At 59.0% G+C, this 26,928-nt stretch carries 25 protein-coding genes, 1 tRNA gene and 1 pseudogene; 16 read left to right on the top strand and 11 right to left on the bottom strand.

Going from position 1 to position 26,928, the window contains the following annotated elements:
- Positions 1–362 precede the first annotated feature (362 nt).
- Positions 363–869 carry an OsmC family peroxiredoxin gene (locus EXR36_03035; protein MSQ58631.1) on the bottom strand — a complete coding sequence of 169 codons (507 nt, stop codon included), beginning with the start codon at positions 867–869 and terminating at the stop codon, positions 363–365.
- A 99-nt stretch (positions 870–968) separates the two neighbouring features.
- Here EXR36_03035 and EXR36_03030 point away from each other — a divergent pair, with 99 nt between their 5' ends.
- From EXR36_03030 to EXR36_03020, 3 genes are all read left to right on the top strand, one after another.
- Positions 969–1,688 carry a hypothetical protein gene (locus tag EXR36_03030; protein MSQ58630.1) on the top strand — a complete coding sequence of 240 codons (720 nt, stop codon included), beginning with the start codon at positions 969–971 and terminating at the stop codon, positions 1,686–1,688.
- Between the two features lie 84 nt (positions 1,689–1,772).
- Positions 1,773–1,937 (top strand): hypothetical protein, encoded by a 165-nt coding sequence (locus EXR36_03025; protein MSQ58629.1) that lies wholly within the window; start codon positions 1,773–1,775, stop codon positions 1,935–1,937.
- A 28-nt stretch (positions 1,938–1,965) separates the two neighbouring features.
- Positions 1,966–2,418: a hypothetical protein gene (locus EXR36_03020; protein MSQ58628.1), complete on the top strand. Its 453-nt coding sequence runs from the start codon at positions 1,966–1,968 to the stop codon at positions 2,416–2,418.
- An 18-nt stretch (positions 2,419–2,436) separates the two neighbouring features.
- Here EXR36_03020 and EXR36_03015 read toward each other — a convergent pair whose 3' ends face one another.
- On the bottom strand, positions 2,437–3,324 hold the full coding sequence (locus tag EXR36_03015; protein MSQ58627.1) for an alpha/beta fold hydrolase: 888 nt from the start codon (positions 3,322–3,324) through the stop codon (positions 2,437–2,439).
- Between EXR36_03015 and EXR36_03010 the strand changes: the two genes are divergently transcribed.
- Genes EXR36_03010 through EXR36_03000 form a run of 3 tightly spaced genes read left to right on the top strand, consistent with a single transcriptional unit; the run spans position 3,214 to position 7,598 of the window.
- Entirely contained in the window at positions 3,214–4,800 is a 1,587-nt protein-coding gene (locus EXR36_03010) for an acyl-CoA dehydrogenase (protein ID MSQ58626.1), read from the top strand. The two genes, EXR36_03015 and EXR36_03010, sit on opposite strands and share 111 nt — an antisense overlap.
- A gap of 3 nt (positions 4,801–4,803) precedes the next feature.
- Complete coding sequence (locus tag EXR36_03005) at positions 4,804–6,687, top strand: tannase/feruloyl esterase family alpha/beta hydrolase (GenBank protein MSQ58625.1); 1,884 nt, start codon at positions 4,804–4,806, stop codon at positions 6,685–6,687.
- Positions 6,688–6,731: 44 nt separating this feature from the next.
- On the top strand, positions 6,732–7,598 hold the full coding sequence (locus tag EXR36_03000) for a hypothetical protein (GenBank protein ID MSQ58624.1): 867 nt from the start codon (positions 6,732–6,734) through the stop codon (positions 7,596–7,598).
- A 41-nt stretch (positions 7,599–7,639) separates the two neighbouring features.
- Here the strand turns inward: EXR36_03000 and EXR36_02995 are convergent.
- Positions 7,640–7,714: transfer RNA gene (locus tag EXR36_02995), tRNA-Val, on the bottom strand.
- Positions 7,715–7,815: 101 nt separating this feature from the next.
- Between EXR36_02995 and EXR36_02990 the strand changes: the two genes are divergently transcribed.
- Positions 7,816–9,213 carry a glutamate--tRNA ligase gene (locus EXR36_02990; protein ID MSQ58623.1) on the top strand — a complete coding sequence of 466 codons (1,398 nt, stop codon included), beginning with the start codon at positions 7,816–7,818 and terminating at the stop codon, positions 9,211–9,213.
- Between the two features lies 1 nt (position 9,214).
- On the opposite strand, the gene mnmA is transcribed toward EXR36_02990, so the two are convergent.
- Positions 9,215–10,297, bottom strand: coding sequence for a tRNA 2-thiouridine(34) synthase MnmA (mnmA, locus tag EXR36_02985; protein MSQ58622.1), 1,083 nt, complete (start codon positions 10,295–10,297; stop codon positions 9,215–9,217).
- A gap of 17 nt (positions 10,298–10,314) precedes the next feature.
- Positions 10,315–10,764, bottom strand: a complete 450-nt coding sequence (locus EXR36_02980; protein ID MSQ58621.1) for an NUDIX hydrolase — start codon at positions 10,762–10,764, stop codon at positions 10,315–10,317.
- A 251-nt stretch (positions 10,765–11,015) separates the two neighbouring features.
- Here EXR36_02980 and EXR36_02975 point away from each other — a divergent pair, with 251 nt between their 5' ends.
- The 3 genes from EXR36_02975 to EXR36_02965 all read left to right on the top strand — a co-directional run bounded on the left by EXR36_02975 (position 11,016) and on the right by EXR36_02965 (position 13,541).
- Entirely contained in the window at positions 11,016–11,960 is a 945-nt protein-coding gene (locus EXR36_02975; GenBank protein MSQ58620.1) for a DUF5117 domain-containing protein, read from the top strand.
- Positions 11,961–12,059: 99 nt separating this feature from the next.
- Positions 12,060–12,272, top strand: coding sequence for a hypothetical protein (locus EXR36_02970; protein ID MSQ58619.1), 213 nt, complete (start codon positions 12,060–12,062; stop codon positions 12,270–12,272).
- On the top strand, positions 12,273–13,541 hold the full coding sequence (locus tag EXR36_02965) for a hypothetical protein (GenBank protein ID MSQ58618.1): 1,269 nt from the start codon (positions 12,273–12,275) through the stop codon (positions 13,539–13,541).
- Between the two features lie 13 nt (positions 13,542–13,554).
- Here EXR36_02965 and aceB read toward each other — a convergent pair whose 3' ends face one another.
- Positions 13,555–15,174, bottom strand: a complete 1,620-nt coding sequence (gene aceB, locus EXR36_02960) for a malate synthase A (GenBank protein ID MSQ58617.1) — start codon at positions 15,172–15,174, stop codon at positions 13,555–13,557.
- A 98-nt stretch (positions 15,175–15,272) separates the two neighbouring features.
- Positions 15,273–16,522: pseudogene (gene aceA, locus EXR36_02955) on the bottom strand (isocitrate lyase).
- A 323-nt stretch (positions 16,523–16,845) separates the two neighbouring features.
- On the opposite strand from aceA, the gene EXR36_02950 reads away from it, so the two are divergent.
- Positions 16,846–18,087 carry an NADP-dependent isocitrate dehydrogenase gene (locus EXR36_02950; GenBank protein ID MSQ58616.1) on the top strand — a complete coding sequence of 414 codons (1,242 nt, stop codon included), beginning with the start codon at positions 16,846–16,848 and terminating at the stop codon, positions 18,085–18,087.
- 113 nt (positions 18,088–18,200) lie between these two features.
- Here the strand turns inward: EXR36_02950 and EXR36_02945 are convergent, their stop codons facing one another.
- Positions 18,201–18,404: a cold-shock protein gene (locus EXR36_02945; protein ID MSQ58615.1), complete on the bottom strand. Its 204-nt coding sequence runs from the start codon at positions 18,402–18,404 to the stop codon at positions 18,201–18,203.
- A 329-nt stretch (positions 18,405–18,733) separates the two neighbouring features.
- Between EXR36_02945 and clpS the strand changes: the two genes are divergently transcribed.
- Together clpS and clpA are read left to right on the top strand one after the other, a co-directional pair.
- Positions 18,734–19,042: an ATP-dependent Clp protease adapter ClpS gene (clpS, locus tag EXR36_02940; GenBank protein ID MSQ58614.1), complete on the top strand. Its 309-nt coding sequence runs from the start codon at positions 18,734–18,736 to the stop codon at positions 19,040–19,042.
- Positions 19,043–19,102: 60 nt separating this feature from the next.
- A complete protein-coding gene (clpA, locus tag EXR36_02935) occupies positions 19,103–21,382 on the top strand; it encodes an ATP-dependent Clp protease ATP-binding subunit ClpA (GenBank protein ID MSQ58613.1) in 2,280 nt (759 codons plus the stop codon).
- Here clpA and EXR36_02930 read toward each other — a convergent pair.
- From EXR36_02930 to EXR36_02920, 3 genes are read right to left on the bottom strand one after another with little or no spacing between them, the layout of a single operon-like run.
- A complete protein-coding gene (locus tag EXR36_02930) occupies positions 21,342–21,755 on the bottom strand; it encodes a DUF2784 domain-containing protein (protein ID MSQ58612.1) in 414 nt (137 codons plus the stop codon). The two genes, clpA and EXR36_02930, sit on opposite strands and share 41 nt — an antisense overlap.
- A gap of 23 nt (positions 21,756–21,778) precedes the next feature.
- Positions 21,779–22,624 (bottom strand): sulfurtransferase, encoded by an 846-nt coding sequence (locus tag EXR36_02925; GenBank protein MSQ58611.1) that lies wholly within the window; start codon positions 22,622–22,624, stop codon positions 21,779–21,781.
- Positions 22,625–22,626: 2 nt separating this feature from the next.
- Positions 22,627–23,742, bottom strand: coding sequence for an aromatic ring-hydroxylating dioxygenase subunit alpha (locus tag EXR36_02920; protein ID MSQ58610.1), 1,116 nt, complete (start codon positions 23,740–23,742; stop codon positions 22,627–22,629).
- A gap of 165 nt (positions 23,743–23,907) precedes the next feature.
- On the opposite strand from EXR36_02920, the gene EXR36_02915 reads away from it, so the two are divergent.
- Genes EXR36_02915 through EXR36_02905 form a run of 3 tightly spaced genes read left to right on the top strand, consistent with a single transcriptional unit; the run spans position 23,908 to position 26,904 of the window.
- Positions 23,908–24,147 (top strand): exodeoxyribonuclease VII small subunit, encoded by a 240-nt coding sequence (locus EXR36_02915; protein MSQ58609.1) that lies wholly within the window; start codon positions 23,908–23,910, stop codon positions 24,145–24,147.
- Positions 24,148–24,160: 13 nt separating this feature from the next.
- The gene (locus EXR36_02910; protein MSQ58608.1) at positions 24,161–25,042 is read left to right on the top strand and encodes a geranyl transferase; all 882 of its coding nucleotides are present in this window, start codon (positions 24,161–24,163) and stop codon (positions 25,040–25,042) included.
- Between the two features lie 20 nt (positions 25,043–25,062).
- Positions 25,063–26,904, top strand: a complete 1,842-nt coding sequence (locus tag EXR36_02905; protein MSQ58607.1) for a 1-deoxy-D-xylulose-5-phosphate synthase — start codon at positions 25,063–25,065, stop codon at positions 26,902–26,904.
- The last annotated feature ends 24 nt before the right edge of the window (positions 26,905–26,928 follow it).

Here is a 26,928-nt window from a genome sequence, read left to right as displayed (position 1 = left end):
TCGAAGAATCCAGGCTGCTTGGGTTTGGGTTGCTTCCTGCGTTTGTCTTTCTTCATCGGCCTCGGGATCACTTTGCGCTTCGAGGCTTTTTATCACATCGATTCCATACACACTACTCTAGAATGCTGAATTATTAGAGGTGCCCTTTAGAAGACTCCTGTCCTTCGCAATGCAAGGAATATCCGTTTGCGGATCTTCCAAGGCCGATACGGAAGGCGGTAAATACTCTTGGTAATCGGGTGTTACCGTCATTAGCATGTTCGGGGGCGTCTTGGCAATGCCGCGTGATCGAGCGGTGACATCGTTTCGTGCGGAAATACCATCTGAAGGAGCCGGCGAAGACCTCATCTATCTTCGAGTGCTTAGTTAATTTCCCTGGAAATCGCTAGTCCAGGCTTATGGTTGAGCGTTTGAAAAACGACGCAATAGCGCTCCGTCAAGCGTAATAGCGTATCGATCTGGTCGGGGGTGGCGCTCGTCTTGAGTTTGAATTTTAGGCGGATGTCGCGGAAGCCCACGGGGGCGTCCTTCGCGACACCGAGCGTGCCTCGAAAATCGAGGTCGCCTTCGGCAATGACTTCTCCGTCGCGTACATCGATACCCAGCGCCGCCGATACCGCGCTTAGCGTCACGCCAGCGCAGGCCACCAACGCTTCGAGCAGCATGTCGCCGGAGCATAGCGACAAACCGTCACCACCGGTGGCGGGGTGCAGCCCCGCTTTCGCGAGGGCGCGGCCTGTCTCGACGTTACAGGTAATACCTTCCCCAAGGCGGCCATGGGCCTTGAGCGTGATCTGGGCCGACTCGGGTGCCGTCTTGTAGCGCTCTTTAAGGGGCGCTTGCAGGGCACGCAATGTTTCGGGATTCATGGATGCGGTCATGGAAGTTCTCGGCATTTGGGAAGAGCCAAATGCTACACGCCCTAGACCCTACAATTCCTATACGCCGAATATGTCACGGGACAGTTCATGAACCCCCATCTCTTGTTCGCTCCACTCGCCTTGGGGGCAATTCATTGCGCCAACCGGATCGCCATGGCCCCCATGACCAGTAATCGTGCAGGGGCGGGAAACGTCCCTGGGGAATTGAACGCGCTCTACTACGCGCAGCGCGCTTCGGCGGGGCTCATCGTGACCGAGGCATCGCAGATCTCAGAGCAGGGAGTGGGTTACTCCCGCACGCCGGGTATTCATACCGCTGGCCAGATAGCGGACTGGAAGCCCACCAGCCCGCATTTCTCACAGGTCGCGCCCGTCATGCATACAACATCGCCCAATCTCCCGGCGGCTTCTGCGCCAACGATGCCGCTCCGTCCCACTGTGGGCTGCGCGGGCGCTGGCGGGTTAAGAATCAGGCCGCCAGTCATGACGCTTGCCTTGCGAAGCGATGAGACAATGGCGGCCATCGTGATGGAAAAGTACGAACGATGGCGGACCGCATCAAGGATGATCCTTCAGCAGTGGAAGATTTCCTCAAGCTATTGTCCGGTAACAAAGCGAAATTCACATGATAAGAAATTGGACAACAACCCGAACTGCATTGTCGGTGGTGGTGCTCGGACTGGTGGCCGCGCAACCGTGGCACAGTGCACTAGGCGCGAAGCCGGTATCTCAGGAGGTAGAAATCGTCATTGCCGCCGGAGATATCGGCGAGTGTGGTTCCGGAAGTTTCGTGGGAACGCCGGCTGAAGCGACGGCGAAACTTGTTGAATCCATCCCAGGAACGGTGTTGGTGCTGGGTGACCTGGTTTATCCCAACGGCCGCGCCGTGGAATTCCAGCGCTGCTACGAGCCCACCTGGGGCAGGTTCAAACAACGCACGCGTCCCGTGCCGGGAAATCACGAATACAACACGAACTGAGCGAAACCGTATTACGACTATTGGGGCGAGCGCGCGGGACCGGCAGGATCTGGTTTTTACAGTTTCGACCTTGGTAGCTGGCACCTCGTTGCGCTTAATAGCAACATCGTCAACGCACCGTTAGGCAAGACTCAGGAGATCTGGCTCAAGGCGGACTTGGCCACGCATCGTGCCAAGTGTGTCCTTGCCTTTTTTCATCACCCTCGATTTACCTATGGCTGGCACGGTAACAACAACAAGCTGAGAAATCTTTGGAGTATCCTCCACGATGCGGTAGCGGATGTCGCGCTCAGCGGTCATGATCACGATTACGAGCGTCTCGCGCCACTTAACAAAGAAGGCCAGCTCGATGCGGCGCATGGCATCCGGCAATTCGTCGCCGGGACCGGTGGCGCAATGCTTGGCCCCTATCTCTACCCGCATCCCCATAGCGAGGCAAAAGTCGGCGGTTCCTTTGGTGTTATGAGGTTGGCTTTGCGGGCGGGAGAGTACGAATGGGCGTTCATGGCAGTGAACGATGGTAATGTCCTCGATCAAGGAAAAGCCGTGTGCCATTGAGCGGCCGCCATGCGGCGATTAGCGCGCGGGCAGATGTTCCTGGTACCAATCGAGCGTGGCGCGCATCACTTCGCTGAAGGCGGGCTCCAGGTAAACCTCGTAATGGCCATAGCCCTTCAAGACGACCAGCTTCTTCGGCTCTCCGGCGCGTTGGTACAGATGTAATGATTCCTCCGGTGGCACGAGGCGGTCGTTGTCCGTGGCGATAAACAATATGGGGCGGGGCGCGATCTTGTCCACGATCCATTCCGGGTTGAAGCTCAATGTGTCGTCGGCATACTCCAGAGGAATGCTGTTGACCGCGGCTGGATTGTCGCGGCGCGCGGCGGCGGCGAGTTCGGCCGATTGCCGGTCTGGCAATAAAATTTCCGCGCGCTCCACGAACTCTGACGTGCCCGTGAGCGCGCGTTGGGTGCGGTCTAGTGCCGAGCGTTCCAGTAGATCGAACCACTCGTCGGGCCGCCGCACGCTGCGCATCCAGCGCTCGCCATGGCCCACGCCGGCGACGCTAACGATGCATTTCACGCGCGGGTCGGTGGCGCCCACCCAGACGACCGTGGCACCGCCATAGCTGGTGCCGTAAATTCCAAGGCGCGCTGGATCTACCTCCGGCAGTGTGCACAGGAACGACAGCGCCGCTTGTACGTCGTAAACGCGGCTGTAAGGAGCCAGGCGGCTGCGCGGGCCTTCGCTCTCGCCCCAGCCCTTGTAATCGAAGGTTAGTACGACATATCCCGCCTCGTTCAGGCGCTGTGCATTGCCTGGCAGGTAGAGGTCCTTGACGCCCGTATAGCCATGGCACAGCACGATGCCTGCGCGTTTTTCTCCCGGACGCAAATCCCGCGGGAGATATACATCGCCCGCGAGCCGAACGCCTTCGCTGAAAAAATGGATGGGCCGCTTCATGATGGCTCCATGTATGGTGGCGTTAGTTTATCCCCTCGATCAAGCAGATTCCTCAAGCGGGTACTATTGGACAAACGAATTAGGAGCAGGCGGCGATATGGCGGCTTCCTCTTAGTCACTTACGGCTTCAATGATGGCGGAACTGGGGAAGAAAGTGCAAACGGCGCACTGGTTTTGGGGGATCAACAAGGGGCTCACCACTTGTTCGTAGCATGTACTTTGCCGAAGCGAGCGCATTCTTTTTGGCTCTGGCTATGCCGGCTTAGGGAGAGAGTCGTGGATATGTCTAACCCGTTGCCGGTGGCGCTCACCGGCGATCGAGAAATCCTTGCTCGCGCCGAAGCGCTTCGGCCGCAAGCCGAGGCGCTCTCGGGCGAGATCGAGCGTCTTCGCAGATTGCCCACGGCGTGGCTCGATAAGCTCCACGAAGCGCAATTATTTCGTTTGCTGCTTCCACGCAGCGTGGGCGGACTCGAAGTTGATCCCATGACCTTCATGCAAGTCGTCGAGACCATTGCGCGGGGCGATGCGAGCACTGCTTGGTGTTTAAGCCAAGGCGGCGGATGCGCCATGGCGGCGGCCTATCTCGATCCGCCGGTTGCCGCCAAGATATTCGGCGATCCGCGTGCGGTCCTCGCCTGGGGTCCCGGCCCCAAGGCCAAGGTGCGAGAAGTGGAAGGCGGATACCGGATCACGGGCGTGTGGGCCTTCGCCAGCGGCGCGCGCCACGCCACCTGGCTAGGGGCCCATGGCCCGGTCTGGCGCGCCGATGGCGCGCCGTTGATGGATGCGGACGGCTTGCAGGTGGAGCGCACGCTGCTGGTTCCCGCGAACGAGCCCGTGCTGACCGACATCTGGGATACCGTGGGCCTACGTGGTACGGCGAGCGACCAATTCGCGCTCAACGATCATTTCGTTAGCGCCGATCATTCCATGACGCGCAACCATGAAAAGGAATGCCGGGAGCCGGGCCCCGTGTACCGTTTGGCGGCGCTACAGTTCTACGAGATGGGTTTTGCCAGCGTGGGGATGGGGATCGCGCGCGCATCGCTGGCGGTGTTCACCGATCTTGCCCGCGAGAAAGTGCAGCGTGGCCTCAAGATACCGTTGCGCGACAATGCGGCTGTACAAACGAATTTCGCGCGGGCCGAGGCCGGTCTGCGCTCGGCAAGGGCATTCTTGCATCAAACGGTCTCGGACACTTGGAATCAGGTTTGCCAGCCAGGCGCGAAACTCACGGTGGAGCAACGCATTCTCATTCGCATGGCCTCCACCCATGCCATTCACCAAGCGCGCGAGGCGGTGGATTTCGCCTACAACACCATCGGTACACCGGCGGTGTTTGCAAGCCATCCGCTGGAGCGCCGGTTTCGCGACATTCACACGGTGACCCAGCATCTGCAAGGAAGAATGGGCCACTTCGAAACGGTCGGTGCGTGGATGTTGGGCGCCGAGGCTGACCTCACTTTCGTTTGAGCCGTGCTGGTTGCACTGGACATCGATAGCGTGGACCTGCTGGCGGAAGGGACCGAGTTCGGTTCCACCGGTGCTTACGAGCGCGTGACCGGTACCGCGAGGGGCGAGGTTGATCCGCATGACCCGGCCAACCGGGGAATCGCCAACCTCGACAAGGCGCCACGCAATGTGCGCGGGTTCGTGGAGTACAGCACCGGCGTTTACATACTGCGTCCCAAGGACCCCGCGCGCGGCAATGGACGCATCCTCTACGAGGTGAATAATCGCGGCCGCAAAATGTTGTTCGGCAACATCGCCGATGGGCCTCAGGGCGTAAACGATCCGCGAACGGTGGCGGACTTGGGCAACGGTTTCCCTCTGCGCATGGGCTACACCCTCGTGTGGTCCGGTTGGGATCCGGATGCGCCTCGCGCCAATAGCGGCCTCGCGATGCGGGCGCCGGAGGCCACCGATAAAGGCAATCCCATCGTGGGCGAGATACGTGACGAATTCGTGTCTGGTACCCGCATGGGACTGTTGGAGAGCTTCAAACTTTCCTATGAGGCCGCCAGCCTTGACCAGACTCAGGCGCGTCTAACGTGGCGCGAGCGGGCGGCGGACCGGCCCATGGAGATACCGGTGGGACAATGGGGTTTTGCCGATAACCGGTCCATCAAGCTTCTTCCGGAAGGATCGAAGCCGCGCGCTGGCGTGCTGTACGTGTTCCACTACCGGGCGAAGAACCCGAAAGTGCTGGGGCTGGGCTTTGCCGCCACACGGGATGTCGTGAGTTGGTTGCGTTACGACAGTTTCGCGGAAAAGATTACGGGCCGGCCGGTCACGCACGTGCTGGCAGCCGGCATTTCGCAATCCGCGCGCTATTTGCGCGATCACATCTACCAGGGTTTCAATCGAGATGAGAAAGGCCGCCGGGTGTTCGACGGCGTGCTGGCGCACATCGGCGGAGTAGGGCGCCTGTTCTTCAACACACCCTTTGGCCAACCGGCGCGCACCAACACCCAGCACGAGGATCATGATTTTCCGGAAAACGCTTTTCCGTTTTCCACGGCGGCCATGACCGATCCGCTCACCGGCATGAAAGGATCGCTGTTTCGCGGCGACGGATCGGATCCAAAGCTGATCGAAACCAACACCTCGACGGAATACTGGCAGAAGGGAGCGTCGTTGCTGCACACCGATCCGCTCGGCACTCGCGACGCCGAATTGCCAGACAATGCACGCCTTTATATGATCGCTGGCACCCAGCATGCGGGCCGGGCTGGCGCCACGATGGATCCTGGTCCCAACGCCAATCCGCGCAACCCGCACAATCCGATGCCAGCCATCCGCGCACTTCTGGCGGCGCTCGGCGAATGGGTCGTTTCAGGCCGCGCGCCACCGGCGAGCCGTACGCCCACACTGCGAGAGGGGACGCTGGTGCCCGCGGACCGAACAGGATTTCCCGCTATTCCCAACGCCGCAGTCATGACCATCACCAACACCATTGCACCGCCCGGCGATTGGGTGAATCCAACGTCTTCGCGCCAAACCTATCGCGTGCTGGTGTGCAAGGTTGACTCAGATGGTAACGAGGTAGCCGGTATTCGCCTGCCGGACATCGCCGTGCCGCTTGCCACCTATACCGGATGGAACGCATACAAGGCTCCATACCCAGAAGGCGAACTCGCGGACCGCGATGGGAGCTATCTCGCCTTCGCGCCCAACAAGGCCGCGCGCGAGGCCACGGGCGATCCCCGGCTCTCCATTGCCGAACGCTATGCCAACCGAGATGACTACATTGCCAAAGTGCAAGCGGCATCTGCGGCGTTGGTGCGAGAAAGACTGTTGCTGCAAGAAGACGCCGATCGTTACTTGGAGCGGGCGCGAAATGAAATTCGTCTTCATTAAGAGTGAATCTTTCAACCGAGCAGTATGCATTCGAGGGCCAATCCATGCATTCCACCTATGACCGCACCACCGAAGACGTTGGCAACATCGTCAAGCTCGAACATGTGAACGTGACGCTGCCGGACCAAAATCTGGCCACGGTGTTCTATGTATCGGGCCTCGGGCTCACGCGCGACCCCTACATGATGGTGGAGATGGACAACATGTGGATCAACATCGGGCGCAACCAGATGCACCTGCCTACCGGTGTGCCGCAACGTGTACGCGGCACGATCGGTTTGGTGGTGCCGGATCTGGCGGAACTCGCAAATCGGCTGGAAAAAGCGAAAGCCGCACTGTCGGGCACAAGCTTCAGCTTTGTAGATCGTGGCGAGCACGTGGAGGTCACTTGTCCGTGGGGAAACCGCTTTCGCTGCCATGCGCCCGCCGCGGAATTCGGGGACATGGAACTCGGCATGCCCTACATCGAATTCGGTGTGCCGGTCTCAACCGCCGACAAGATCGTGCGCTTCTACCGGGAAATCATCGGCGCGGAGGGCGAAGCGGTTCGCCGCGATGGTGTGCCTGCCGCCGCCATCAACGCCGGGGATGGCCAGCGCATCTACTTTCGCGAGACCGGGGCCCCCATCCCCCCCTACGACGGCCATCACATGCAAATCTACATCAGCGATTTCTCCGGCCCCTATCGCAAGCTCCTCGACCGCAAGCTCATCACGCTAGAGACGGATGCTCACGAATGGCGCTTCGCCGACATCGTGGATCTAGATACTAACGAACCGCTGTTTCGCGTGGAGCATGAAGTGCGCAGCCTGCGGCATCCTCTGTACGGTCGGCCTTTGGTCAACCGCAACACCGCACAGACCAATCGCGCTTACTTGCGCGGGCAGGATGGGTTTCGTGGGAGGTACTAAGCCGAGGATTGTCCGCAGCACCTGCTGGTGGCCCGCGGAGTTGGTGGGCGGTGCAGGCTTCGAACCTGCGACCCCTGCCGTGTGAAGACAGTGCTCTACCCCTGAGCTAACCGCCCCGGCCAATTAAGGCGGCGAATTATAGAGGAAGCGGCGGCGTCCATGCGCGCGCGCAAGGGCTGGTGTCATACAATGGCCTCCCCCAAGGTTTCCTCGCTCCATGGTTCGTACCAGATTCGCTCCTAGCCCCACGGGGTACTTGCATATCGGCGGTGCCCGCACGGCATTGTTTTCGTGGGCCTACGCGCGCAAGCATGGAGGCAAGTTCATTCTGCGTATCGAAGATACGGACCGGGAGCGTTCCACCGGGGATTCCACGCAGGCCATCCTCGATGCCATGCGATGGCTAAAGCTCGGCTATGACGAGGGCCCCTTCTACCAGATGCAGCGGTTGGACCGCTACGCGAAGGCCGCGGAGGATTTGATCAACCGAGGCCACGCCTACCGTTGCTACGCTAGCCGTGAAGAGTTGGACACCATGCGCGAGCAGCAGCGCGCGCGAGGCGAAAAACCGCGCTACGACGGACGCTGGCGGCCGGAGAATGCACGCGGCCAGACGCCGCCTGCTGGAGTGGAACCGGTGATTCGGTTTCGCAATCCCGATAGCGGGGAGGCCGCCTTCGGCGATATGGTGAAGGGGCCTATCAGCGTGCACAACGCGGAGCTGGACGACCTGGTTATCATGCGTACCGACGGGGTGCCCACCTACAATTTTGGCGTGGTGGTGGACGATCTGGATATGAACATCACCCACGTGATTCGCGGTGACGATCACGTGAACAACACGGTGCGCCAAGTGAATATTTTTCGCGCCCTGGGTGCGCAGCTACCGTTCTTTGCGCACATTCCCATGATTCTCGGTGCCGATGGCGAGCGGCTATCGAAGCGCCACGGTGCCGTGAGCGTGATGCAATACGAGGAGGAGGGTTATCTGCCCGAGGGATTGCTCAACTACCTTGCGCGCCTGGGCTGGTCTCACGGCAACGAGGAAATTTTTTCCATGGACCAATTGGTGGACTGGTTCGATATGGAGCACGTAAGCCGTTCGGCCGCGCAGTTCAATCCGGAGAAGCTAAGCTGGGTCAATGCGCAATGGATGAAGAGCGCGGACAACGAGCGCTTGGCGCGGATGGCCGAGAAATTCGTTCAGCGGGCGGGGTGCGATACCTCCCGTGGCCCGGCATTGCCCAAGGTGATGGCGTTACTTAAGGAGCGCGCAAGTACTCTCGTGGAACTGGGTGATGCGGCGGTGTACTTTTATCGTCCCATCTCCGCTTCCGCGGAACTCAAGGCCCAGCACTATTGGCTGGGATTGCGAGCCGTGATGACAGACCTGCAAGCCCGCTTGGCCGCCATTTCATGGGACAAGCAGTCCATTGCGCCGGCGATCAAGGCGGTGGTGGAGGCCCATGGCGTGAAGATGCCGAAGGTGGCGATGCCCTTGCGCGTGATGTTAACGGGTACCACTCAAACGCCTTCCATCGATGCGACCTTGGAATTGATGGGCCGCGACGAGGTGCTGAAACGCTTGCAAGGCGAGATCGAAGGGCTGCCCTGAATCAACTGATGATTCCGCCTCCTAGGCACACGTCCGCGTCGTACAACACCGCGGATTGGCCCGGCGTGATAGCCCACTGAGGCGCGTCGAACGCCAGGGAAAAACTATCCGCTGAGGCTTCCATGAACCGGCAAGGCGCATCGGTTTGCCGGTACCGTGTCTTGCCTCCGTACGCGCGAGATCCATCGGGGGCAAAGCCCGAGATCCAACTCGGTTTGCCGGCAAATAGGCGGGTGCGGTACAAGGCACAGTGATCGTGGCCTTGGGCGACGATAAGGCGATTGTGCGGCATGTCCTTATCGATTACGTACCAGGGTTCTCCCGCACCGCCAATCCCCAAGCCCTGCCGCTGGCCTATGGTGTAATACATCAGGCCTTGATGCTCTCCGACGGTTTTTCCCTCGGGCGTTTGCATGGGCCCCGGCTTGGGTGCGAGGTAGCGCATGAGAAATTCCCGGAAAGGGCGCTCGCCGATGAAGCATATGCCCGTGCTGTCGCGCTTGGCGTGATTGGCTAGTCCGATGCGCCGGGCGATCTCGCGCACTTCGCTTTTCTTCAGTTCCCCCACCGGAAACAAGGTGCGCGACAGTTGTGCTTGGTTCAAGCGGTGGAGAAAATAGCTTTGGTCCTTGGAGGTATCGAGGCCGCGCAACAACTCGAAGGCCCCATCGCGCTCGCGTACGCGAGCGTAGTGGCCGGTGGCGATGCGACCGGCGCCCATGCCGATGGCGTGATCCAGGAAGGCCTTGAACTTGATCTCGGAGTTGCACAACACGTCCGGGTTGGGTGTGCGGCCGGCTTGGTATTCCGCGAGAAAATTGCTGAATACGCGTTCCTTGTACTCCACGGAGAAGTTGACCGCCTCGATCTCGACGCCGATTCGGTCCGCCACGGACACGGCGTCGATCAGATCTTCCCGCGCGGTGCAGAACTCGTCCGTGTCGTCGTCTTCCCAGTTCTTCATGAAGAGTCCAGTCACCTCGAAGCCTTGCTCCTTTAGCAGCCAGGCCGCCACCGACGAATCGACGCCGCCCGACATCCCCACCACGACGCGTTTCGCGTTAGCGTGGATGGCGGCGGGCATGGGGCCAAGGAGGCCGGTCATAAGGAGTGATGAGTGAGAAGGTTGAGCGGATGGCGAATGCCCGCGAGATAGTCTTGCACGCAGCGAAGCACCAACGGGCTGCGATGGCGCGCGGCGTCGCGGGCGATGTCCTCGGGCGCCATCCAGATAGTTCGCAGGATGTCCTCGTCAAGTTTATGGCCGGGAACAGGTTCGCTAACTGTGCCTACGAAGGCAAAGCGAAGATAGGTGGTGTCTCCCGCGGGACGGCTCCAGTTGTAAACCCCTAGTAGGTGGGTGGGGGCGAAGTGGCGCCCGGTTTCATCCAACGCTTCGCGCACGGCGCCCTCGGTCAGGCTCTCATAAGGTTCCCAATGGACGGCGGGCTGGTTGACGCGAACTCCATCCTCGGTTTCCTCCTCTACCAGGAGAAATTTTCCCCGCTGCTCGACGACGGCTGCCACGGTGACGTGAGGTTTCCAGATCATGGGTGAGGGTTATCCAAACGGTTTGGGCATTGAGTGGCCAAAGCTAGAGAATAATGATTTACTTGCACGGCAGATTCTAATCGCGCCGTGTGAGGGATGTCCCGAACGACTAAAATCAGATGTAGATTAAGCGAAATGATATCTAGACCCTCGAATCCACCGAACCCATTTAGCCGTATTGTTGGACGAACGGGTTTCCCGGCGGCGGTTGCAGCCGGGATTTTGCCGCACGAAAAGATACAGGAGTGGTTATGAAGCGTGTAGGACTCATTCACTGGGCAACGTTACTGTTCTTGGGCTTGTCGTCCACGGCTTGGGCGATGAAGGCGGCCGAGGTCGCACCCTGCCGCCCGAACATGCCACAGACGGTGCGTACCATCAAGGGCCTGTTCAATGCCCACATCGCCTGCGATCACGTCCTCTTCGAAATACCGCTCGACAAGCTGAACAAGGACATGTTGATCAACACCGAATTCGCGGCCCTTTCCACGGGAAGCGATTTCGTGGCGCCGGGATCGGTGGTCGACAGCCGTGTGGTGCGCTGGGTAAGGCGAGGCAATAAAGTCTACCTGGAAAACGTGCGTTACGAGATGTGGGCACCCAACATGGCGAATTTGCAGCTCGGGGTGGAGCAGGCTTCGCTTCGTACCGTGATCAAGGCTTTCGAGGCGGTGTCGGAAGGGGACGATGGTGCTCCCATCATAGATGTGACGGGCTTGTTCGCTACCGATGTTCCGGACGGATTCGGGCGCGAGTTCAAGCAGCACTTACGCATGAACGGTATCGACCAGAAGCGCTCTTATATCGAGACCGTGAAGGCGTTTCCGAAGAATGTCGAGGTGCGCTTCTATCAAACTTGGGTGCCTGATCCCAAGGAATTGAACAAGCCGACGCCCGAGGGCGAGGACCCCATTCCGACCACCCTAGGGTTCGTGTTTCATACCAGCATGTTGCTGCTTCCCGAGGAGCCGATGAAAGGCCGCTATGCCGATCCGCGCGTGGGTTACTTCGCCGAATCCTTCGATGACTACGGCACCAACGAGCACGGAAAGGTGCGCCGGGCATACATCGCCCGTTACCGCTTGGAGAAGCTATTGCCCGAAGCGGAGCTATCGCCGCCGGTGAAACCCATCGTGTTCTACATCAGCCATGAGGTGCCCGATAAATGGCGGCCCTATATCAAGAAGGGTGTGTAATCCTGGCAACCGCTGTTCGAGAAGGCGGGATTTCTCAAGTCCATCCAAGCTTACGACGCGCCCTCCGAGAAAGAGAACCCTGATTGGGACCCGGAGGACGTGCTCTATTCCGTGATTCGCTGGACGCCCAGTGGCCGGCAAAACGCCATGGGGCCGGCGGTGGTGGATCCGCGTAGCGGCGAGGTGATTTCATCCCATGCCATCTTTTGGCATAACGTGTTGAAACTGGCGGAGACTTGGTACTTCACCCAAGTGTCGCCACTCGATCCGCGCGCGCGCAAACTGCCGCTGCCCGATGATCTCATGGGGTAGTTGCTCGCTTACATCGTTGCCCATGAGGTGGGCCATGCCCTCGGGTTGCGGCATAACTTCAAGGCTCACTCCGCCTATAGCGTGGCGCAATTGCGTGATCCGGAATGGACCAAGAAGTGGGGCACCTCGGCGTCCATCATGGACTATGCACGCTTCAACTACGTGGCGCAGCCGGGGGACGACGCGGGCCTGATGCCCAAGTTCGGTCCCTACGATTACTTCGCCATCGAGTGGGGTTACCGAGACTTCGGTAACGAGATGACTTGCGACGGCGAGTGGCCGGTGCTGGACGAAATGGCGGCCAAACAAATCAAGGATCCCATGTTGCGCTTCGGCGGAGAGGATTCCAGCGCCGCCTTGGATCCGACGGTGAACGAAAACGTGATCGGGGGCGACCCCATCGAGGCGGCGGATCTGGGTTTGCGCAACATAGACAGGGTGATGCCCTACTTGCTGCCGGCCACGTCGTCCCTGGGATCGGATTACACCAAGCTGGCGGAGCAATATCACGCCTTGGTCAACCAGCGTTTCCGGGAGTTGGGCGCGGTGGCGAAGATCGTGGACGGCGTGGAGGAAGTGCGCTCCCTGGCGGGGCGGGGCGATGCACCCTACACGCCAGTACCGGCGGAGCGGCAGAAGGTGGCGGTCAAATTCCTCATCGACCGGGCTTTTACCGTGCCTCGAAAGCTCATGGACCCCGAAGTGAGACGCCGCATTTTTGCGCAAGGACACTCCGATCCCTTGCAAGGATCGAACGTGCAGCTCTTATCCCGGTTGCTGCGCCCCGCCGTGATCCAGCGCATGGCAGAGGCCAAGCAGGCCAACGGCGGCAAGGGTTACAGCGGAACCGACATGCTGAAGGATCTCAACAACGTCTTGTTCCAGGAGATTGACGCCAAAAACCCCACGGTGGAGTTATTCCGGCGCGATTTGCAGCGCAACTACGTCACGCGCTTGCTGGTATCCGTGGGTAACGTGAGCGATCCGGCCAGCGAATCCGATGGGATCGAGCGCGACATCAAGCACCGCTTGCTGGATAGCGAAATCATGCGCGGGCGCATGCTAAGCCGCAACGTGACTTCCGCGCTAGCCGAAGTGGCGCAGCAATACAGGCAAGCAAAGGTACGACCCAGCGAGTACCGTGCGGCGTTGCGCTCGGGCCTTTCGCATCTACGCGCGAAATTGGAGAAGGCCATCGAGCGCACCACGGATTCCGACACGCTTAGTCACTTGCGGGATCTGAGCATCGAATTGAGCAACGCGCCTTGACGCGCCGCATCCCCTACCGGTGCTCGTGCTCCGTAACGTAGTCGTAGGCGGGTAAGGTGAGGAACTCGACGAACTCGTCCTTGCACGTGAGTTCGTCGAACATCTGCGCGCCTACTTCGTACTTTCCGGCGGCATACTGTTTGTCGCCAAGGATTTCCCGCACGCGCCGCAGCTCTTGCGGCACCAGGGATTTGAACAGATCCTTGGTGACTTTGCGGCCGTCGTCGAGAACGCCCTTCGGACTACGAATCCAGTGCCAGATCTGGGCGCGCGAGATTTCCGCCGTGGCGGCGTCTTCCATTAGATTGAAGATGGGAACGCAGCCCGTGCCGGCTAGCCAGGCGCCCATGTATTGGATGCCGATGTTGATGTTGGTGCGCAGTCCCTGTTCGGTGATGGGCGCCTTGGGCTGAAAATCGAGCAGATCCTTGGCGGTGCTAGCCACGTCATCACGCTTGCGGTGGATCTGATTGGGCGTCTTCATCACGGCGTCGAAAGCCTCCTTCGCGACAGCGACTAAGCCTGGATGCGCTACCCAGGTGCCGTCGTGGCCATCATTGGCCTCCCGCTCTTTATCGGCACGCACCTTGGCGATGGCAGCATCGTTGGCGGCCGGATCGTTCTTGATGGGAATCTGCGCTGCCATGCCGCCCATGGCAAAAGCGTTGCGGCGGTGGCAGGTCTTGATGAGCAGCAGCGAATACGCGCGCATGAAGGGGCTGGTCATGGTGACCTGCCCGCGGTCGGCCAAAACAAAATCTGGATGATTCTTGAGTTTCTTGATGCAGCTGAAGATGTAATCCCAGCGGCCGCAGTTGAGGCCGGCGGAATGTTCGCGCAATTCGTAGAGGATTTCATCCATCTCGAAGGTGGCCAGAATGGTCTCGATCAAGACAGTGGCTTTCACGGTGCCTTGTGGCACGCCCACCTCCTTCTGCGAAGACACGAAGACGTCGTTCCACAGGCGTGCTTCAAGATGGGATTCCATCTTGGGTAGATATAGATAAATACCCGAGCCCTTGGCGGCTCGTGTCTTGGCGTTGTGGAAAAAATACAAGCCAAAATCGAAAAGAGAACCTGACATGGGTTCTCCGTCCACGAGGACGTGTTTCTCTGGGAGATGCCATCCGCGCGGGCGTACGAGCAGGGTGGCAACCTTGTCGTTGAGTTTGTAGTGCTTTCCCTCGGAGTTGGTGAAGCCGATGGTGCCCGCGATGGCGTCGCGCATGTTGATCTGGCCCTGCACCTGGTTGTCCCAGGTGGGAGTGCTGGAGTCCTCGAAATCCGCCATGAACATGTTGGCGCCGCAATTGAGCGCGTTGATCACCATCTTGCGATCAGTGGGGCCTGTAATTTCCACACGGCGGTCTTGCAAATCCTTTGGAACGGGAGCCACGCTCCACTGCGCGGCGCGAATGTCCGCGGTCTCAGGCAGAAAATCGGGCAACTCTCCGGCGTCGATTTCGGCTTGGCGGGCAACGCGGCGGGCGAGAAGCCCGAGCCGGCGCTTGTCGAAATTACGGTGAAGTCTGGCCAAGAAAGCGAGCGCTTCCGGCGTGACGATATGTGCGTACTCGGGGGTGATGGTGCCGAGGACTTGGACGCCTGGCGGGTGAGACAGAGGTGCGCTCACGGATTTTCTCCTGGTTGGGTCTGCCAAAGGCGGCGGATTATGGCACGAAAAAAACCGCGCTTTCTCTCGAAAGCGCGGTTTAGACGAAGTGGTAAGACCTAGACGAACTGCTCTTCTTCGGTGGATCCAGTAAGCGCGGTCACGGAGGATTGGCCGCCTTGGCAAACCTGTGTGACTTCGTCGAAGTAGCCGGTGCCGACTTCGCGTTGATGCTTGGTGGCCGTGTAGCCCACGGATTCCGCGGCGAATTCGGCCTGCTGAAGGCGAACATAGGCAGTCATGTTCTCGCTCGCATAGCCGCGCGCGAGTTCGAACATGGAATAGTTCAGCGCATGGAAGCCGGCAAGGGTAATGAACTGGAACTTATAGCCCATGGCGCCTAACTCGCGCTGAAACTTGGCGATGGTGGCGTCGTCCAGATTCTTCTTCCAGTTGAAGGAGGGCGAGCAGTTGTAGGCCAGCATCTTTCCGGGGAACACCGCGTGAATGGCGTCCGCGAATTTCTTGGCGAATTCCAGATCGGGCTTGCCGGTTTCGCACCAGATCAGATCGGCATAGGGCGCGTAGGCCAAGCCGCGCGAGATCGCTTGGCCCAACCCGTTCTTGGAGTGGTAAAAGCCTTCGGCTGTACGCTCGCCTGTGAGGAAGGGTTTGTCGTTTTCGTCCACGTCGGACGTCACCAGATTGGCCGCTTCAGCATCCGTACGGGCGAACAAAACGGTGGGGACGCCCATGATGTCGGCGGCAAGTCGGGCGGCAATCAATTTCTGCACGGCTTCCTGAGAGGGTACGAGAACCTTCCCCCCATGTGCCCGCATTTCTTGGCCGCGGCCAGTTGGTCTTCGAAGTGCACGCCGGCGGCGCCAGCCTCGATCATGTGCTTCATCAATTCATGGGCGTTGAGCACGCCTCCGAAGCCCGCTTCGGCATCCGCCACGATGGGCGCGAACCAGTCGATGGTGTCTTTGCCTTCGGAATGGTGAATCTGGTCGGCGCGGATAAAGGTATTGTTGATCTTGCGCACCACCGAAGGGACGCTGGACACGGGATAGAGGGATTGGTCCGGGTACATTTGGTAGGCGTCGTTGGCATCGGCCGCCACCTGCCACCCCGAGAGATAGATGGCCTTCAACCCTGCCTTGACCTGCTGCATCGCCTGGTTGCCAGTCATGGCGCCCAGGGAATTGATGTATGGATGTTCCTTCAGCAAACGCCACAGTTTTTCGCTCCCGCGTTTGGCCAGGGTATGCTCGATTTGCAGGGTGCCGCGAAGCCGGTAGACATCCTCCGCGCTATATCCCCGGCGTACGCCCTGCCAACGGGGATTTTCCGACCAGTCCTTCTTGATCTCTACTCATAACCCGCTCCCTCGTGAAGGTTGTACCCCGAACAGAGGTTCAAGGCAGGCAAGAAAATAATGATGTAGCCGAAATCGAGCCTAAGTATATCGGTCGGATGTGGCGTTGCAACATATAATCGTTGGGGGGCACCCAGCAAGGTACCCGGTGCGCGCCCAGAGGAGGTTAAGCCTCTGGCTGTTACGCCGATAAACTGTCAGAAGGGTTAAACACTGGCTCCAGGCTGAGATAAAATGTTGATTCTATTCAGCTGGCATACTCCGTCCCTCTGCGCCTGGCGGCTCTTCCCTAACTTCGAATAACCAGGAAACCCATGTACATGCACATTCGCGTTCCCGCCCAGGGCGAGAAGATTTCCGTCAACAAAGACTATTCCCTCAAGGTGCCCGACAGGCCCATCGTTCCCTACATCGAAGGGGACGGCACCGGTGCCGATATCACGCCAGTCATGCGCAGAGTCGTCGATCATGCCGTGAAGGTTTGTTACGTCGGCAAGCGCCAAATCGAATGGATGGAGATGTTCGCCGGTGAGAAGTCGGTCAAGGTCTACGGCGAGAATGTCTGGCTTCCAGAGGAGACCCTGGCGGCCGCCAAGGAGTTCGTGGTGTCCATCAAGGGACCCCTGACGACGCCCGTGGGCGGAGGGATTCGGTCCATCAACGTTGCCCTGCGGCAAGAGCTTGACCTCTATGTTTGCCTGCGTCCCGTGCGCTACTTCAAGGGCGTTCCCAGCCCGTTGAAGGAACCTGAGAAAACCGAGATGGTCATTTTCCGGGAGAACTCCGAGGACATCTACGCTGGAATCGAGTGGCAGGCGCAAAGCGACGCGGCAAAGAAGATGATCAAGTTCCTGGTGGAGGAAATGGCGGTGAAGAAGATCCGTTTCCCTCAGACCTCTGGCATTGGGGTTAAACCAGTGTCGCGCGAAGGGACCGAGCGACTGGTGCGAAAGGCCATGCAATACGCCATAGCCAACAAGCGGCGCTCGGTGACCTTGGTCCACAAGGGCAACATCATGAAGTTCACCGAGGGCGCCTTTCGCGACTGGGGCTATGCCCTGGCTCAACGCGAATTTGGAGCGACGTTACTAGATGGGGGGCCATGGATGAAGCTCCCCAATGGCATAGTTGTCAAGGACGTGATCGCCGATGCATTTCTTCAGCAGATATTGCTCAGACCGGAAGAATATGACGTGATTGCCACCCTCAACTTAAACGGAGACTATATCTCCGACGCACTCGCCGCCCAAGTGGGCGGTATCGGTATCGCTCCAGGGGCAAATCTTAGCGATTCTGTCGCCATGTTCGAGGCTACACACGGCACCGCCCCAAAATACGCTGGAAAGGACTACGTGAACCCAGGGTCGCTGATTCTGTCCGCCGAAATGATGCTGCGCCACATTGGATGGGTGGAGTCCGCTGATCTCATCATTCGCAGCATGGAAAAAGCGATCACCGACCGCGTCGTCACCTACGATTTCGCTCGGCTAATGACGGGTGCTACCCAGGTATCTTGTTCCGGATTCGGAAACGCCATGATCGAGCGGATGAAGTGATTTTTACCGTGTTCGGCGTCACTACGAAACAAAAAGCCCGCCAGACGGCGGGCTTTGTTTTCGGTCACGCTTCAAGGAAGCCCGGCCGGAATGATCTTTGGCGTAGTAGAAGGCTAGGACGACTGAATGTTCGAAGCTTGTTTTCCCTTGGGACCTTGAGTGACTTCGAAACTCACCTTCTGCCCTTCTTTGAGGGTTTTAAATCCATTCATGTTAATGGCGGAGAAATGCGCGAAAACATCCTCTCCCCCGTCGTCTGGTGTGATAAAACCAAACCCTTTCGCATCGTTGAACCACTTAACCGTACCAGTTGCCATACTCCTCCATCCTTATTTCATGACCGGGCCGGGAACCCCACAACGATTTGTCCCTCAAGATGGCGAATCGCCACGACGCATCCAACGTGCCGCATTCAACGTGCGTTACGTTGCGGTACATCATGGACGCACCTGCTTGAACGCAAACGCCCGCTGCCTTTTTAGGTCAACTGCAAATGGAAGTCAAGGAAAATACTCTGGAAATTAGTTCGCTGCCATGCGGTACTAGAAATGCTTTTTCCGCGATTAATTACCCCCTTGCTAATTTTGGCGGTATGCGCAAAATAGCGTGGCAATTGCCAGGTGAGTGAGGTTGGTTGGATGCTTCCATGAAGGCCGGAAATCGCGATGGCGCAATTCTCGAGGCCCAGAAGAGTAAAGTTAAGCAGCCCCCGATGTTCAAGGTGATGCTGCTGAACGATGATTACACTCCCATGGACTTCGTGGCGGCGGTACTACAGAAGTTTTTCTTGATGAACAGGGAGCGTGCCACGCAAGTGATGCTCCGGGTTCACAGGGAAGGAATGGGCGTTTGTGGCGTCTATCCGAAGGACGTGGCTGCGACCAAGGTGGAACAGGTGATAGGATACTCACGTAAGCACGAGCATCCGTTGCAGTGTGTGATGGAAGAAACCTAGCGGCTAAATGGAAAGTGAAGTAAGTCCAACGCAGTCTCCACGAACGAAACAGAGGAAGCTATGATCGCACAGGAACTTGAAGTCAGCCTTCACATGGCGTTTATGGAGGCGAGGCAAAAACGCCACGAGTTCATAACGGTCGAACATCTGCTGTTGGCACTGCTCGATAACCCATCCGCCTCCGAAGTGCTGCGCGCATGCGCCGCCAACATTGAGGAGCTACGCAAGCAACTCACCGATTTCATCAACGAGCATACTCCCGTGGTAACGGGTGATGAAGTCGATACCCAGCCCACCCTTGGTTTTCAGCGAGTGATCCAGCGTGCCATTCTGCATGTGCAATCCTCTGGGAAGAAAGAAGTCACCGGCGCCAATGTATTGGTTGCAATTTTCGGAGAGAAAGACTCTCACGCCGTGTACTTCCTGCATCAGAAGGGCGTCACCCGCTTGGATGTGGTGAATTTCATCTCCCACGGTATCAGCAAGGTTCCACAAACGCCTTCCAAGCAGCAATCGCAAGACGGTGATTCGGAAGGCGAGCAAGAGCAGGCCAACGGAGGCGCGCTCGAGACCTACACGCTTAACTTGAATGCGCAAGCCGTCGCCGGAAAGATCGATCCCTTGATTGGGCGCGAGCGCGAAGTGGAGCGGGTGATACAAACGTTGTGCCGCCGCCGCAAGAATAATCCCCTGTTAGTGGGCGAGGCCGGTGTGGGCAAGACAGCCATCGCGGAGGGGCTTGCACGCAGAATCATCGAAGGGAGCGTCCCGGACATACTGGGCAAATGCAGCGTCTATTCGCTAGACATGGGTGCGTTGCTGGCCGGCACCAAATACCGGGGGGACTTCGAGCAGCGCTTGAAGGCGGTGCTCAAGCAATTGGTGGACAATCCCAACGCCATATTATTCATCGACGAGATCCACACCTTGATCGGCGCGGGCGCCGCCTCGGGGGGTACGCTGGATGCGTCCAATCTATTGAAGCCCGCGCTTTCCACGGGCCAGTTAAAGTGCATTGGCGCCACCACTTACACGGAGTACCGGGGCGTCTTCGAGAAGGATCACGCATTATCGAGACGGTTCCAGAAGATTGACGTGATCGAGCCGTCCATCCAGGAGACCGTCGAGATACTGAAAGGCCTGAAGAGCCGTTTCGAGGCTCACCATGGTATTCGCTACACCACCACGGCGCTGTCGACCGCGGCCGAGTTGTCCGCGCGCTATATCAACGACCGCCATCTGCCCGACAAGGCCATCGATGTCATCGATGAGGCTGGCGCGGCGCAGCGAATTCTTCCCAAGTCCAAGCAAAAGCGGATCATCACGAAGCACGAGATCGAGGACGTCGTCGCCAAGATCGCGCGCATTCCTCCGCATAACGTGTCCTCGGATGACCGCAGTAAGCTCAAGAACCTTGACCGCGATCTGAAGGCCGTGGTGTTCGGGCAGGAAAAGGCCATCGACGCGCTGGCTTCCGCCATCAAGATGGCGCGCAGCGGCCTGGGCAATCCGCTCAAACCCACGGGATGTTTTCTCTTCTCCGGGCCCACGGGCGTGGGCAAGACCGAGGTCGCGCGCCAGCTCGCCTACATTTTGGGTGTCGAACTCATCCGTTTCGATATGTCCGAATACATGGAGCGCCACGCGGTGTCGCGCTTGATCGGTGCGCCTCCCGGATACGTGGGCTTCGAGCAGGGAGGGTTGATGACCGAGGCGATCACCAAGAATCCCTACTGCGTGTTATTGCTTGACGAGATCGAGAAGGCGCACCCCGATATCTTCAATATTCTTCTGCAGGTGATGGATCACGGCACCCTGACGGACAACAACGGCAGAAAATCCGACTTTCGCAACGTGGTGCTCATCATGACCACCAATGCCGGTGCCGAAGTACTCACCAAGACATCCATGGGCTTTACGCAAAGCAAGAGCCATGGCGATGAAATGGGCGAGATCAAGCGCATGTTCACGCCAGAGTTTCGTAACCGCTTGGATGCCATCATCTCCTTCGCGGCGCTTACCACCGAGATCATCTTGCGCGTGGTGGATAAATTCCTCATGCAATTGGAAGAACAACTGCACGAGAAGAAGGTGGAGGCGAACTTTACCGACGCGCTGCGTGCCCATCTCGCCGAACATGGGTTCGATCCTCTGATGGGCGCAAGACCCATGGCGCGGTTGATTCAAGACACGATCCGGCGCGCGCTCGCCGACGAGTTGTTGTTTGGCCGCCTAGTCAACGGTGGCAAGGTCATGGTCGACGTGGACGTTGACGGCAATGTGCAACTCACCTTCGAGGCTACCGCGGCGGAGTCTGAGCCCGAGGTGATCCCGACCTAGGCCACGGCGGTATCCACCAATAGGTTGCAGTGACCGCCATGGCAAACAGAAGGTAGGCCCCGGCGAAAACCCAAACTGGGAAATCCCAGTACAGCAACCGGCTGATCCAGCGCTGAAGAAATCCTTCACCGGCGCTGGATTCCGAACGCAGTAAATCTTCCAGCACCGTAAGCGGGCAGGCATAGCCCAGCACCGTTTCGATGGCGACGAACCAGGCCGCGCACAAGTGGATCACTCGGAACGTCCAATGGCGCACGCATCTCCAGCGCCATCGAGTGCCCAGCCATACCGCGAACAGCCCGCCTACCAAGAACAGCACAAAGATGAAATGAGCGGCGAGAACCAGATCGGCCAAGGTGGTCTGGGCCGGCATGGTCAGGGCGGGTTACTTCGTTGCTATGTCGTCGCGATGGGACGCGCTGGATCGGCGATCCACTCGCTCCAAGACCCTGGATAGACCTTCGAACCCGGTAATCCGGCGATCTCCATGGCAAGCGCGTTGTGGCAGGCCGTTACGCCAGAACCGCATTGGTGGATGACTTGCGACGGTGCGCGCCCATGCAGCAAGGCTTCAAATTCTGCTTTGAGCGTGGCAGAGGGCTTAAAGCGCGATTGCGCATCCAGGTTATCCTTGAAAAAACGGTTCGTGGCGCCCGGGATGTGCCCGCCGGTGGGATCGATGGTTTCGTTCTGCCCATGGAAGCGGTCATTGGCGCGAGCATCGAGCACGCGGTACTTTTGGCTTTCGAGATTGCGCAGAATGAAATTCGCATCCACCCTGGCTTCTTCATGCAACCGCATGTGAAACGTGGTGGCGCGCGGTGAGTGTTTGTCTTGCGTAACCGGGAAACCTGACTTGACCCACGCATCCCATCCGCCATTGAGCACCGCCACGCGTTGCTGCCCCAGCCAGCGCACCATCCACCACAAGCGCGCGCCGTAGGTACCGCCGGTGCTGTCGTAGCCGATGATTTGGCTATCGTTGCCGGCGCCCATCTCACTCAGCCAGCGTGCGAAGGATTGCGGATCGGGCAGGGGATGACGCCCGTTCTTGCCAGTCTTTGGCCCCGAAAGGTTCTTGTCCAAATGCGCAAATCGAGCGCCGGGAATATGGGAGGCCAGATAGACTTCGATACCCCAATCTGGTTTGGCGAGATCGTGGCGGCAGTCGAAAATCACGAAGCGCGGATCGTCCAAATGCTTGGCGAGCACCCCGGCATCTATGAGTGTGGTGAATTCCATGATTAGCTCGCTTGCCCAAGCGCGGGTTCGAGATAGCCGCGCACGAACTCGTGAAAATGAATCATCCCATCCTCGGCCGGCATGAGATAGGGGCCTTGTTGTTCCTGCCCGCTCGCATAGAGCTTTCGCCGCCCCTCGTGCAGATGTTCGCAGATCTGCTGGTCCTGGGCCGCGCTTTCGAAGTACGCGGCTTGATGGGCCTCCACCAGCGTGCGCTCGAACAACGCGACTTCCTCGGGATAATAGAACTCCACGACGTTGAGGCATTTGTCCGGCCCTCTAGGCAGAATGGTGCTGATTACCAAGCAATGGGGATACCACTCCAGGCAAATGTTGGGGTAATACATGGACCAGAGCGTTCCGTACTTGGGCAGCTCTCCGTTGCGATACTTGAGCAACTCGTCGATGTAATGGCCGTAGGCTGGAGTTTCCTTGTGGGCAAGATTCTTGTAGATCCCCAGTTGTTGGGAGCTCCACCATTCGCCAAACTCCCAGCGCCAATGGCTGGGGTCAACGAACTGTCGCAGGCCAGGATGAACCGCCTCCACGTGGTATAGCTCCAGATAAATCTCCAGGAAAGTCTTCCAGTTGAAGGGGTACTCGCTGATCTCCACGCGATCTCGCAAGTGACCGGCGTAATCGTAGTCCGCCAGGAGATTCATTCCCGCAAGGTCTTTCTCTGGATCTCGCTGCCCCGTAAAAAGAAGTCCTCGCCAATTTCTCAGATTTGTGGCTTCCAGGTTCAAGCAGGGATTGTTGGGAAATTGCGGGGCACCCAGCAGCGTGCCCGCCAGATCATAAGTCCATCTATGAACCGGGCACACGATGTTCTCCCTATTGCCGTGGCCGCTCAACAACAGGGATTGCCTGTGGCGGCATACATTGCTCAGCAACCTGATGCCGTCCTTCCCGCGTACCAGCACGGGAGCGCCCGGCAACCAATCCAAGACGTAGTAGTCGCCCGTGTTGGGTACCAGATGCTCATGACCGATGTAACCTGGTCCGGCATCGAAGATGAGTTTTTGCTCCAAGCGCGCGATCTCGGGATCGAAGTACCAACTGATCGGAAGCGGCACCGGAGTGCGGGTGAGCGCCAGCGTGGAAGACAGATCTGTCATGACAATGGGAGAAGAGGGACCGACCAGGTACCGGAATACAACCAACCAACCTTTCGGCCTGGGCTTGAAATTCTACATGCCAACAGGGCCTAGCCGGGATGCCGTGAATCGGCTATCTTGCGTGCCTTCTTGGTCCGTTCCCCAATGTCCTAGTTCCATCCAATCATGCCTGATGAGAATCAACCCCAGCCGGAGAGTTTTGAGAGCGCTCTGGCTGAACTCGAAGCCACGGTCGCCCGCATGGAAGGCGGGCAACTCACCCTGAAGGATTCCTTGGCGGCCTACAAGCGCGGCGCCCAATTGTTGCGCTATTGCCAGGAGGCGCTCCAGGACGCGGAGCAGCAAGTCAAAATCCTCGAGGGCGAGGTGCTACAGAACTTTGGCGGTGCGGACAACGCTTCCTGAGTTCGCGCAATGGATGCGTGAACGGCAGGCTCGCATCGAAGCGGTGCTGGACAGTGTATTGGAGGCGCCGGGAAATCTTCCAAGCACCTTGCACCAAGCGATGCGCTACGCCGTCCTGGGCGGTGGTAAACGCGTGCGGCCTTTGTTGGCTTATGCCGCGGGCGAGGCCGTGCAAGCCCCGCCGCAAGCCCTGGATCACGTGGGGGCGGCCGTTGAGTTGATTCACGCCTATTCCCTAGTGCACGACGATCTTCCCTGCATGGATGACGATGCCATGCGGCGCGGCAAACCCACCTGCCACGTACAGTTTGGAGAAGCCACGGCGCTCCTGGTGGGCGATAGCCTGCAAAGTCTCGCTTTCTCGGCCCTTGCCTCCACCCAAGGTGCCGGCGCGCAGCAAAAACTCGAGATGGTCGGCATACTCGCGCGGGCCTGCGGTTCCACCGGCATGGCGGGCGGTCAAGCGATCGATTTGGAAAGCACCGGCAAGTCCTTAAGCTTGAGTGGCCTCGAGACCATGCACCGCATGAAGACCGGGGCCTTGATCGGAGCTGCGGTTAGAATGAGTGCGTTGTGTGGCGCAGGTGTGGAACACTTGGCTGGTCCGAGTCGCGTGCGGCCGAACCTCGATAGATTCGCCGCGTCGTTGGGCCTGCTATTTCAGATCGTTGACGACTTGCTGGATGCGGAGCAAGACTCCGCGACGCTGGGAAAGACCGCGGGCAAGGATGCACAACAAGGCAAGGCCACCTTCGTGACGCTCATGGGACTGGCGAACGCCCGCCGGCGCGCCCGGGAAGTGGAGGCCGAGGCGCTTGAGAGCCTAAACGTTTTCGGTTCCGAGGCGGACCGTTTACGCCAGCTTTGCCGCTTCATCGCCTCTCGCACGTACTGAGAATATTACTAACGCCCTTCATGTATCCCACCCTCGACAGCATCCACTCGCCCGTGGACCTTCGCCAACTCGATAGGCGGATACTGCCGCGCGTGGCCGATGAACTGAGGCAATTCATCCTGGCATCGGTGTCGCAGACCGGCGGGCATCTGTCTTCCAACCTGGGGACTGTGGAGCTGGCCGTCGCATTGCATTACGCCTTCAATACCCCCTACGACCGCTTGGTTTGGGATGTGGGGCATCAAACCTACGCGCATAAGATTCTCACGGGGCGCGCGGCGGGCATGGCAAAGCTTCGTATGTACGGTGGCATTGCCGGCTTTCCCCGCCGGGTGGAGAGCGAATACGATTGCTTTGGCACCGCCCATTCGAGCACTTCGATCAGCGCGGCGCTCGGTATGGCAGTCGCGGCGCGGCACGCCGGCGAGAAGCGCGGTGTCGTGGCCATCATTGGCGACGGTGCCATGACCGCGGGCATGGCCTTCGAGGCCCTGAACAATGCCGGAGCCATGGATACCAATCTCTTGGTGATCCTGAACGATAATGACATGTCCATCTCCGAGAACGTTGGGGCGCTCAACAGCTACCTCGCGCGTTTGCTCACCGGACGGGTATATACCGCCGCGCGCAAGGCAGGTGGCCGTGTCCTAAGCGTGTTGCCGCCCATCAAGGCGTTCGCACGCCGGGCGGAAGAGCACGTCAAGGGCATGGTCACACCGAGTACATTGTTCGAGGAGTTTGGGTTCCGTTACATCGGGCCGATCGATGGCCATGATGTGGACGGGTTGGTGGCCACGCTCTCCAACCTGCGCGCGCTGGACGGGCCGCGGTTCCTGCACGTGGTCACCAAGAAAGGGAAGGGATACAAGGCGGCGGAAGACGATCCCATCCTCTACCACGGTGTCGGCAAGTTCGATCTCAAACTTGGGATTCAGTCAAAGCCCGCCTCCAAACCTGCCTACACTCAAGTGTTCGGAGATTGGCTGTGCGACATGGCCGCGCGCGATGACAAGCTCGTCGCCATCACCCCGGCCATGCGCGAAGGATCCGGGCTGGTGCGCTTTTCCAAGGAGTATCCAGAGCGTTACTTCGATGTGGGGATCGCCGAACAGCATGCGGTGACCTTCGCGGCGGGCTTGGCTTGCGAGGATGCGAAGCCCGTGGTGGCGATCTATTCCACGTTCTTGCAGCGCGCCTATGACCAACTCATTCACGACGTCGCGATACAGGAGTTGCCAGTGTTGTTCGCCCTGGACAGGGGCGGATTAGTGGGGGCGGATGGCCCCACGCACCACGGCGCTTTCGACCTGAGTTATCTACGATGCATCCCCAACATCACGGTCATGACGCCGAGCGACGAAAACGAGTGCCGCCAAATGCTCTACACCGGCTATCGGTTGGGCAAACCGGCTGCCGTGCGCTATCCGCGCGGAACGGGGCCCGGAGTGCCGGTTCATGCGGAAATGACCGCCTTGCCCATCGGCAAGGCCCAGGTTCGCAAGCAAGGAGAAAAGTTGGCCATTCTGGCCTTTGGTGGCGTACTAAGTGCTGCCCTGGAGGCAGGTACGTCACTCAATGCCACGGTGGTCAATATGCGGTTTGTGAAACCCTTGGATGAAAGCTTGCTCGCCGAATTGTCCGCGTCCCATGAATTCTTGGTGACAGTGGAAGAAAACGTCATCATGGGGGGTGCCGGAAGCGCGGTGCTGGAGGCGTTGCAACGCCTGCGCTGTAAAATTCCCGTCTTGCAATTGGGCATCCCCGACCGCTTCATCGATCATGGTGACCAGGCCTCCCTCGTCAAGGAGTGCGGCCTGGACGCCGCTGGCATCTTGGCCTCGATTCGAGCTTGGGCGATATAATCGCTTCGCACTCTATCTGGAGCA

It is taken from the genome of Betaproteobacteria bacterium (assembly GCA_009693245.1).
Taxonomy (GTDB): domain Bacteria; phylum Pseudomonadota; class Gammaproteobacteria; order Burkholderiales; family SHXO01; genus SHXO01.
Note: the sequence above shows the minus strand (reverse complement) of the source record. Positions and strands in the feature narration are given on the sequence as shown.